Here is a 10,652-nt window from a genome sequence, read left to right as displayed (position 1 = left end):
GTCGAAAATCTAATTAGCAATTGGTACGAAGTCCAAAGAAATTTGTTTAAAGCAGTTATTCGTGAATATATTCTGGAAAACCGTACTAAGCCACTCACCGCTCACACACCTGATTTTCTTCCTGTCAATGCGTAACTCCTGTAGAGGTATAGTCTGAGCAGGAACACTCTCTATAGCTATCGTTGACTGTTGTTATCTCACTGTTCAATCAAGCAGGCGGCGTTGGCAAATCGACGCTCACCCAAAATCTTGGCTATCACCTCTCCCTACGCCACCATAAAGTTTTGTTGGTAGACATCGACCCCCAAGCTTCCCTCTCTACATTCATGGGGCTGGAGCCAGCAGATTTAGAGAAAACGATATACGATGCCCTAGTCTCCGAACAAGACGAGCCGCTTCCCTTACACCGAGACTTACATGGCATGGACTTGGCTCCCGCCAATATCTTATTAGCCAACGCCGAGCAGGAGCTAATCTTTGCCGAACTGCGCGAGTTCCGGCTTAAAGAGGTACTGGCTCCCTTATTAGACAACTACGACTTCATTTTGATTGATTGCCCCCCTAGCTTAGGGATATTGACTCAAATTAGCCTCGTTGCCTCGACTCATGTCTTAGTCCCCATTCAGTGTCAGTTCAAAGCTTTGAAGGGAACCGACTCTCTCTTGAAAACCGTAGCGCGAGTGCAGCGCAAGCTCAACCGTCCCCTCAAGTTTGCCGGATTCTTCCCGACGATGTACAGCGCCAGTAACTCGCTCGATCAGCGCACCTTACAATCTATTTCCGAACAACTCTCAAACCTAGCACCCGTATTTCCCCCACTGCCCCGTGCCACAGCGGTGGCGGAAGCCGCTGAGTATGGCAAGCCTTTAGCGCTTTGCCCAAATAAACATCCGGCTATCCTACGCTTATTTGATGAGATAGCCATCTTTTTGGAGGAGATGACATGAGTCCCCGACGCCGCACCCAACCCCCTGCCGAGCGCTCAAAGCTGAAAAATGTAGCTCTATTTGCTTCTGAAGAGGAATCATCGGTTCCCCATACCCTTCCCCTCGACCAAATTACCCTGCCTCCTACTCAGCCCCGGCGTTATTTTGACCCCCAAGCGATGCAATCATTGGTGGAGTCAGTCAAAAGCGAAGGCATCCTCCAGCCTCTATTAGTTCGACCTGTGGGAGAGAAGTATGAGGTAATCGCTGGAGAGCGACGCTACCGAGCGGCTCAGGAGGCAGAATTAACCGAAGTGCCTGTGACTGTTCGGGAAATGACGGATGACCAGGCCGTCCAGTATGCCCTGATTGAGAACCTGCAACGAGAAGACCTCAATCCGGTTGAGGAGACGGAAGGACTCCTCAATCTTTTGGCTCTCCGATTGGAATGTGACACAAATGAAGTGTCCTCGAAGCTTTACCGCATGGAAAATGAAGCAAAAGGAAAAGTTACCCGAAACGTTTCGGGTAAAGAGGAAACCGAAACCATAGAGCAAGTGTTGGCCTCTGTGGGACGAATGAACTGGCAGTCGTTTGTCCGTACCCGCCTCCCACTCCTCAAACTGCCTGCTGACATTCTGGATGCTTTACGTTCGGGACACCTTGAGTACACCAAAGCCAAAGCTCTAGCACAAATTAAAGACGAAGCTGAACGTAAAAAGCTGTTGGAAGATGCGATCGCTTCTTCCCTCTCCTTAAGTCAAATCAAGGAGCGAGTCAAAGCTGTTCAACCGCCAACCGAATCTCCTCCCCTCGCCACTCGGATGACAACCACTTACCAACTAGCTAAGAAACAAAAAGTGTGGGATGACCCAAAAAAGAGGAAGAAACTCGAATCATTGTTGAGTCAGATTGAAGCGTTGCTCTCCAAGGAATAGTGAGTGCCCCACGTTAAAAGCTAACCAAATCGAGATGAGTGAGGAGGAATCACATCCAACTGGCGCAGCGCGTGGAATGCGTTTCTTCGAGTTGGGATATGCCATCGCTTTCAGGTACAAATTTATCCCCGACTTTGTAAGGTACAAAATTATACCTTACAAAAGAGATGACTTACAATGTAAGGTACAAATTTGTACCTTGCATCTATGTACCCCAACTGGAAAAAGCGCATCGGGAAACAGGGGATTTCGTGGTACTGCCATCTTTGCTACTCCCAGCGAGTAGAAGGCAAAGTTGTCACAAAAACAGTTGGGTATTTAGGAAGCATTTCAGAAAATCCTACCAAACCAGAGCGGTGGATAGTTAACTTCTAAAACCCCTGTTTCATAGTCGCCCATCTCCCTCGAAAAAATCGCTCTCCAGGTAAGATGGCTCAATGTCTGATTAAAACAAATATATTTCCCCCTTCTTCCTTAGTTTTGGCAACACAACCGCATTGGTTGCCCGTTAAGGTTCTCGGATAGCTTGGATTGGTCGGTAATCTTCAAGCCCAGCAGCAAGATGAAGTGGAGAAGGCAATGTTGTTGCCCCAAGATACTGGATCAGTCCATATAACCGAAGGCATTGGACGAAGCTTGCCCAATCACTAAAGCAGTCTCCTTCTTGGAGGGTAAGGTTGAGAAAAACTCCACGCGGATTATAGCCTTGAGCTAGTGGTTTTGGCTTTTTTGGTTCCCCTGGATTGTTTCCTTTGGTTGTTACTAAGGATACTAACTTACTCTCATTGAGGATACCACCACTGCGAGATTCGGGGCGCTGGTTGCTCAGATAGTAATACCCGCATTCAGAACTTTGGGATGATGGATAAAACACACCAGCCGTGTGTCCTGCTAGTTTCCCTTCTTCACCAACAACCCTGTATACCGGAACTTCTAAGGTACTAGGTGTAATAATGCAGGCTATACGAACCTGAGGATACTTTGAGATAGGAATATATTGGACTTCTTCGCCTGTATCGAAGGCAAGGGAGTGCTTCCGCCAGGATTTCTTCTTGAGAAACTCTAAGCCTCTAGTCCGAAGATTGCTGGCATCAAAACAGTATAACGTTGGCTGTTTGGACTCTAAAAATAGATTGTTAAATACCCAAGACTGAATCTTACTCTTATTAAATTCGAGTGACTGAAATGCCTTTGGGTCTGAAGCCATTTTTACTTGAAAAATATAGAAATCTAGCCATTCATCGCATCCATATGCTCTCGCCGTAATGCCTGCTTCGTCCATACGCACTGCGACAGGGAGATACTCGGTCTTTTCGCCTTTATAGAAGGGAATTAAGTACACACCTACACTAGCAACATTGGAGGGAAATTGTTCTGCCTCAAAAGTTGGGTAGACGTAAGCCCCAGCCATAGATAGACCACTTAGCAGTGAAGCTTCAACACGGTGGGCAAATTCACTTTTCAGTGACTTCGCTTTAGATAACTTGCCTTCCTCTTTGGCAGATTCTTTCGCAGATTCCCTCCGAGCAAGTTCATTAGTTAAATCCTCTAAAGTAAGAAAATCCTCTCTATCATTTTCTTCTTTAGGTTCAAAGTGATCGGTAACGCTACCTAGCATTGCCAATGCAGGTCGGAAACAAGGCTTTGGGTCTTTGGCAGCATCCTGCCAAAAATACTCCTTGGGTAAGAGCTCAATCAGCGTCACTGTTCGCTGTTCCACTGGTTGAGGCGGCACAGTTTTCTGAAATTCTCGGATTCTGCTACCGCACTCACTCTTCCACTTACTTCCTGACAACTCAGCACCTAAAGAGCCAAGACTACGTACATCTATCTCACTAATCCCGTACTTCTTGGCAAGTGAGCGGACTAATGTTTCCGCTGGCGTATCCTGCAAGAGCAACATTAGCTTGAGATTAGGTGGGATATAGAAGGGCGGAGTTTTGGTTTCTTCAGCAAAATGTGACTTAATAAAGTCTGCAACCTTTCTGTACTCAGAACTTGCCTTTCTAAGCACTTTCTTATTGCCACAGCAGGCATAACTTTCTAATAAAGAAAAACCATTACCCAAGACCTCTTGAAATCGATTTCGGCAGGTTCGCAGAAGAATTTCATGGTCTATAGGAAAGAAACCAGTATCTGAATTGTGAGAGCGTGACATCGTATTACTATAAGTCACTGCCCATGCCAATTCATCATTTTTGTAAGGTGATTGAATAACGTCTTTAGCAGTGAATTTATCTTTGAAATTCAACTCTTTCAATAAACGTGCCAGATTGTTTTCAAAATCTACGCCTTTTTCCTTGCCCATGTACTTCAACTTGCAGGATGCAAATCTTTGAGTATTTGTGGGACTAATGCAAACTGTTGCACCTAAGCGTAGGTAGTCTAATTCCCAACTGACCCATCGCTTGATGCCATAGTTACAAATAATATAAGGAACACCACCCGCGTTGTAGTGTAGTGCGAACGTTGCACTGTACGAGTAGTAATGTCGAGTTTTTTCCTTCTCTTTACTGTCCTTTTTCACTCTTTCCCGAACAGCTAATATGGGTGGCCAACTGATAACCTCCTTAGCACTACTCTCATCTGAAGCACTTTCGCAGAAGGTTACTGTCTCAAAAACCTTACCAGTTCGAGGATTTGTTAAAGGGAGAGGACTTGAGGCTACTGCGTTTGCAAAGAGATAAGGAATCAAGTCGTAGTACAGTGGAGCGATTTTTAACTCTCCATCCTCAATCTTCCAGACTGGATCGGGAAGCTGTACCTTCTCAAACTGCAAATCGCTACCTGAGAGGGCATGGATCTGGTCAATGTCATTCTGGGTCAGGAAAGTACAGTTTTCAAATGAGACAGATAGCCATATTTTGACAACAGTGGCAATGTAGTCAGTAGAGACGGTTGCCGTTTTGGAATATAGCCATTTAACAGTAGATTTGAGTTTGAACGCATTTGGAGAAGGAAACAAAATGTCCTCAATCAGCAGTTGAAGCACCTGATTGAGACACTCTATCGGTGGCAAGACATAGTTTTTGCCCAATTTATGCTGCTGCAATCGGCAGAATAGCTCCTTCCACTCCTGAGGAACCGTTAGTGCATATAGGTCAAACGGAAGAGACAGTTGAGTTGGTACTTGCAGAGCAAACAGTTGAATTGTGTCAGACTTGGATGCCATCAATCTTCTCCAATGCACGATAAAAGGGTTCATAGAGTGCCCGCACAAGTGCAAGTTCGCGGGCATCGTAGCCGGTTTTTCTCTTAGAAAGGTAAGGACGAAGAACGTATTCAAAACCTTTAAGTAGAGACTCTTGTGCCGTTTCGGGCTTACCTATGGCGAGATTGGGTGCCCAAGCAGCATCAATAAATCGAATCAGGGTTGGCTGGTTACCGCGAATTGTGCGAGCAATCGCCTGCCAAGTCAGCACTAGCTGAGTCCAAATCAGTCCTTCCCTGACTTCTTTAGACATTCCTCTGTTGGAATACCGCAAAGTGGTATCAAGGCTTTTCAAGAAAATGCTATACCCCTCACTACGCCAGGTTTCGCAAGCTTTTAGCAAACCTCCCTTGCGCTCAAGAGCGATCGCTTTTCTTTCTTCACAAAGTGCTAACCGGAACTTGTAGTCGAGGTCGTCTGAGGCAGGATGTGGGCGTACCAAAAAGTATGCGCCACCAAAGGCACTCAACCCCTGAGCGTTCAAGATATTCTTACCGCGCCCAATTGCAGCAATGGGTGCAATGAGGATTGCTCGGTTAGTATTGGCGAAATTTTCAATATTGCCACGGGCAATCAACGATTCATCCACCTCTTCCAAAGGTGAACGGGAGGTTAAGGCTGCAACCCGATAGCTCCAGTCCTTACTGGTATCAATTGTCAAAACAGCATTATGAACAAACTCAACCTGCTCGTAGCTGTTTACGTACCAGATCAAACGCTTTCGCCCCTCAGGTAAAGCGTTAAAGTCACGCTGCAAGACATCGGTTTGTCGGAGTAGCGATCGGACAACTTGCAGTAGAGATTCCTCTTTACTTTCGACTCCAGAGATACGAACGGGTTTACCATCGGGCCAATAACAAGGCGAGAAATGAAAGTTGCTTTGAGCAATCGCTTCTACAGCTTGGTGTTCTTTGGGGCGTAGTAAGTAATCGACTTTGAGATCGACATGGTAGATAGGGCTTTGCCCAGCCCAGCTTGTGCCGCTTAACAGTAGAGTATGTGCTCCCTGAGTTCCTTCAGCCGCAAACACTTGGGAAAAGTTTTCTAACAGCCAACGTCCCTGCCCAAGCGCCTGGAAGTACCAAAGCGTTAATTGATTCTCCTGCTGTTCGAGCTTAAATCCACAAACCAGACCAGATGCAAGTCCTGGAGTCAATCCATAGAAGTCGCGGGGAATCCGATTGAAAAAAACTATCTCATCAGCACCATCTGCCTGTTCAGCTAAACCATAGGCTGTTTTAATTGCCTGCTGGAAAAATGACACGAAGAGTACTAGCTTGAGAAACAATGCGAATCGACAGCTAAACCCCCACTTGTCATCAATCGCCTTCAACCAACCTTTCTCGGTTAGTTCCTTCTCTATTGAGGTTATCGTTTCCTGCTGTTCTTGCCAGTTCTCCGACGCCAGCCTCATTGCATACTGAGCAAGCCAAGAATTTTTCCAATCGCCTTGCAGAAACTCAGCTAACTCTTGGTAGACAGGGCTTTTGTCAAGAATAAATGTATTTGATTCAGTATCAATGCCCTGAGCCTTTGCAATCTCCAGAACGAAGCGTCTCGCCAGAAAGGAGCAGGTGAAGAATTGATCGGCCAGCCACTCGCTCTCGTTGGGTGAAACCTGCAACTGTGTGCAAATGTTGTCAACAAGAGTATCGGCATTTTGGAGAGCATGATTGAATTGCCCAAAAAGAACCTGTCGCAAATCACTTCTAGAGTTGCGTAGCTTTTGCGATCGCGTCCAGGTTACAACTTTGTCAAGAAATCCGTTACTCCCTCTTTCAATTAGCTTGATAGCAGGTAGAAATGTTGAATCCAAGTTAGCTTGAATTTTGTCGCACTCATCAAAGAAAACAACACTGCAAGTGCGATACATCAGTTCGTAATAGGTGATTGATTGCGGACTGACGTGAGGAAGTGGGCGAGTGAATATAGCCGCAGCGGTCGTCGTCAGAATGACATCTGCATTCTTCAGTTCGTTAGCGTCTCGGTGCCTGGGGCATTGCCCAATTAGAGGACAAATTCTTGCTCCCTCCTCATCTCGGTCATCGTTCTCCTGTTCTTTAACTTCTCTTAGATCGAAGCATGGAGGCGAAGATGGAACTGATGGCTGAAAGTATTGACTTAAAGGGCAAGCTGTAGACAAATGCTCAAAGCCATCTAAGCCACCATCAACGTTGTGCCAGTTCTCAAGATGAGTTCTCCGGTTCCTTTGTCCAATGACAACTGATACCCGTAATCCAGCTTTTGAAAGCAGACTCGCCATTCTTAGGCAGGTTACGACCTCGCTAAAAACTACACCAACCCGATGCCCTTTATGAGCCAGTACTACAGTTAGAATCTCAATCAAGGTGGATTTGCCAACATTAAGCAAGCCAACCATGTGCTTTACGCCGTCGAACACGATCTCGTTAGTAGTTGCAAATCCCATGTCTTGGAAGTGTTCGAGGAGTATATTCTTCAAGCGATTCGTGTAGTCACCACCACAGCACTTTTCTAGAAATTGTGCTGCCTCTTCTATCTCCTCCCGTTTAACGGAAATAGCTTTGATGTTTTCCCGATGTAGCGATATAACCTTACCCTGGTATAAGGGAAAATCTGGCGGGATTTTAACGCTATACGTATTCTCTTCAACCTTGAACTTATATTCCTTACCAGGCTCGGCGTACTTAACCGTCCGATTGCGATATTTCAACTTGTTACCCAGCAAATCCTCGAACTGCTCGAAGCGGCTGCCCCAAATTGCGGGCATGGGTTTTCTGGAAAATCGATAGGAGTTATCAATCTCGTAGGCTCGGTACTTGGATGGAATCTGCCTGTACACCCTGACTAACTGCTCTGCAATATCCTCATTCGTGATGTAAGGAAGCAGTTGCCTTAAATTAAACAGAGTTCTATGAGCCTCTGCTGTGTCAAGCAACGACTTTAATTTTGGGAATAGGTAAAACCGACTAGAGATGAGCAACCATGCAGAAGTTGCCGTATCCAGTTCAGTTTGTATGCCCAGCCTCTCGATAGCAAATAGACAAAGTTCTACATCGAGCAGGGCTTCAATTTGATCCTTGTGCAAAGCTGTTTGCTTCCGCAACGTTTTTGAAGCCGACGAGCGCCAGGTTCTAGTCTCTCTCATGCTTTACCTTCCTTCCCTCTCTTCGGGGATTTGGGTGTCTATGCCAGTAGAGGCACCAGCCTTTTTCTTGGCTAGAGCGAAAATGGCATCATCAAACATTGGTTTGACATTCTGCCAACGCCATCGTGACTTGAGTTCCTTGAGGTAGGCGGGACGGTCTCTCTTTCGCTCATTTGGAACGACAATATAGGCAAAATTCCAGGGGGGATCGCTTGGGATTGGTTCATCGCCCAAGCGCTTCACCAGTAGATAAGGATTTGAATAGTCTTTTAAATCGAGTGCCCAGACCTCTCCATCAGCAAACGTAACTCTTAAGTCGTAGCGATCGCAGGATGGATAAAGCTCAACCTGAAGTCCTAGCTCTGCCAACTTCTCGTATAGTCGAATTTCTGCACGTCCAGGGTAGAACCAGAAGCGCTCGATGCCACGTCTGAGTTTAAAAACGTCCTGGGATAACTTGACCTTCCGCTTAAGTCTACGTCCGGGTGGACAGCGATTGCAGTCGGGGTTCGCGATTACTTGCGCGTTCGCTACTGATGTCAGCGCATGGCAGTACGGACAGGCGTAGAAGTTTCCCTGCAATCTGTAACAACTAGGTGCAGGTTCGTAACACTCCTCTAGTAAGTTAGCCAATCCAACACCAAGTCCAAACAGCCCTTTTGCTTCTACTAACGCCTGGTTAGTTAGAACGGGATGCTCAATGATGAATCTTCGGAACTTCGTATAAATTTGCGCCCCTTGCGAATGTGATTGGCAATGCTGAAGAAGTTTAGATGCAATTGTGGACTGCTCCTGAGAGAGAACGCTTCCACCAAATGCTTCTGCTAATTCAATTGCAAGCTCAGTTGGTTCTCCGAGGAAAAGCAAGGTGTTCTCTGGATCGGCTTCCGGGTCAACAACCTCCACACCCCATTCTTCAAAAGGCTTCTCACACCAGTGGTAATAGAACTCTGGAAGCGTCGAGGGTGCTTGCTCCGGCTTACCTCCAAGTAGAAACCCCAAAACCACTCGGTCGTAGCCCAATTGGAGATTTTTGGGGTATGGATATAGCCTACCCTGCCGTTGTGATACCTGAATTAGTCCAGCAGAAATTTGCTCAAGAGCCAGCAAATCGAGCCTAACCACAAGTTACTACCCCAAAAAAATATATTTTTATGATAGTAACTATAACTGATAAATTTAGAGTTGCAACTTGAAGTCGTGAGGGGATTGAGCGCTCGAGGCATTGGGTTCAAAAGCATTCAGGAGAGCTTGGATACCACGACTAGCGGCGGGAGACTAATATTTCATGTATTCGGTGCGATCGCAGAATTCGAGCGCGACCTTATCCGAGAACGCACCAACGCCGGACTAGAAGCTGCTAGAGCCAGAGGCAGAAAGGGGGGTCGCAAGAGAGTATTAACTGACAAACAAATTAGTATTGGTAAGTCCCTAGCTGCCGATAAAAGCCGTAGCGTAGAAGATATTTGTGAGACGCTGAAAATCTCACCAGCGACTTATTACCGCTACATTCATACTAATTAGACATCTCCAATAATTAGTGTGAAAGCCTTGTTCTACTTGAGCCAAAGTTTAATTTCCGGAGAGGTCTATTAAACCATTACCCTGGCTGAGATACTTACAAAACTATACTTTTGTTGTTCTTACCATATCTAAAGTGGGAGAACTATTTCCGGAAATAGTTCTCCTCCCAAATAAGAAGCTCCAGCAGTAACGCCGGAGGCGAGAGTGTTGGCTAGGTGCGATCGCACCTACCCCTATCAGGATGGAGCCGAGCTACGTGTACGCCGAGTGCAAGATAGCTCGATTGAGCCTTTATATGTCGGAATACTGTGGTTAATCGACATCGATAGCCACTCACTTCACCTTAACTGTGATGTAGTGCTGTTCTCAATTCCATCAATCTTCTTCAAACGCCTGGTTCTTAAACTTCAGGGTGCGACAGTTTTCCGTAACCGTGCGAACGACGTGTTCGGGTACTCCGTCAGGAACTTCCACGCTAATTTCCAGCGTTACCTTAACCTCTGCGCCGAGTAAACTCGTGAGGTGTTGCAGTACCTCATCTGCCACCAGTCCGGTGTCCCGCGTGACGCGAAGGGGGTCTAGCTCGACCGAACCATAAAAGCGTTGCAATTTCTTGGGTGGGGGAGTGACAGTCGTGCTACTAGAACCCGTTGCCGTGCTGGTGTCATAACTGCCTGTCGTCGTTTTAACCGCAGTCGAACCGCCAGTTCCAACTAATTCTTCTTGTCGTTGACGTTCTAACTCAGCATCTGCCTCTCTTTGCCGCTGTGCGACATCCGGTTTGACCAGCAAGCTTTGACCGCTCAAGGTGGCTGTAATGTGTTCGCCCGCTTTTAGACCCAGATAGCGCTGTTTGGTTTCATCCCAGCCATCGGCGTAGGCAAAGTTTTCAGTCCACAGAACTGCTGCTACTCCCTCTTGAACGG

General features: G+C 46.5%; 6 protein-coding genes and 1 pseudogene. 3 read left to right on the top strand and 4 right to left on the bottom strand.

Going from position 1 to position 10,652, the window contains the following annotated elements; all coding sequences use genetic code 11:
• The first annotated feature begins 182 nt into the window (after nt 1–182).
• Both V6C93_RS09730 and V6C93_RS09725 read left to right on the top strand, forming a co-directional pair.
• Entirely contained in the window at nt 183–947 is a 765-nt protein-coding gene (locus V6C93_RS09730; RefSeq protein WP_333476457.1) for a ParA family protein, read from the top strand.
• Nucleotides 944–1,864: a ParB/RepB/Spo0J family partition protein gene (locus V6C93_RS09725; protein ID WP_333476456.1), complete on the top strand. Its 921-nt coding sequence runs from the start codon at nt 944–946 to the stop codon at nt 1,862–1,864. The genes V6C93_RS09730 and V6C93_RS09725 overlap by 4 nt, the downstream gene beginning before the upstream one ends.
• Nucleotides 1,865–2,372: 508 nt before the next feature.
• Here V6C93_RS09725 and V6C93_RS09720 read toward each other — a convergent pair.
• The 3 genes from V6C93_RS09720 to V6C93_RS09710 are packed head-to-tail and all read right to left on the bottom strand — an operon-like array spanning nt 2,373 to nt 9,327.
• On the bottom strand, nt 2,373–5,036 hold the full coding sequence (locus V6C93_RS09720; protein ID WP_333476455.1) for a pPIWI_RE module domain-containing protein: 2,664 nt from the start codon (nt 5,034–5,036) through the stop codon (nt 2,373–2,375).
• Entirely contained in the window at nt 5,020–8,202 is a 3,183-nt protein-coding gene (locus V6C93_RS09715; RefSeq protein ID WP_333476454.1) for a hypothetical protein, read from the bottom strand. Before V6C93_RS09715 ends, V6C93_RS09720 begins: the two co-directional genes overlap by 17 nt.
• A 3-nt stretch (nt 8,203–8,205) precedes the next feature.
• A complete protein-coding gene (locus V6C93_RS09710; RefSeq protein ID WP_333476453.1) occupies nt 8,206–9,327 on the bottom strand; it encodes a hypothetical protein in 1,122 nt (373 codons plus the stop codon).
• A 75-nt stretch (nt 9,328–9,402) separates the two neighbouring features.
• Between V6C93_RS09710 and V6C93_RS09705 the strand changes: the two genes are divergently transcribed.
• Entirely contained in the window at nt 9,403–9,726 is a 324-nt protein-coding gene (locus V6C93_RS09705) for a recombinase family protein (protein ID WP_333476458.1), read from the top strand.
• Between the two features lie 375 nt (nt 9,727–10,101).
• Here V6C93_RS09705 and V6C93_RS09700 read toward each other — a convergent pair.
• A pseudogene (locus V6C93_RS09700) lies at nt 10,102–10,652 on the bottom strand (AAA+ family ATPase); the annotation flags it as partial.

The organism is Allocoleopsis sp. (assembly GCF_036703385.1).
GTDB lineage: Bacteria > Cyanobacteriota > Cyanobacteriia > Cyanobacteriales > Coleofasciculaceae > Allocoleopsis.
The sequence above is the reverse complement of the archived record's forward strand: the minus strand, read 5'-3'. Positions and strand labels throughout refer to the sequence as shown.

Coding starts and splice junctions, on each gene's coding strand:
- V6C93_RS09725 (WP_333476456.1), top strand. CDS start 944: ATGAGTCCCCGACGCCGCACCCAACCCCCTGCCGAGCGCTCAAAGCTG.
- V6C93_RS09715 (WP_333476454.1), bottom strand. CDS start 8,202: ATGAGAGAGACTAGAACCTGGCGCTCGTCGGCTTCAAAAACGTTGCGG.
- V6C93_RS09720 (WP_333476455.1), bottom strand. CDS start 5,036: ATGGCATCCAAGTCTGACACAATTCAACTGTTTGCTCTGCAAGTACCA.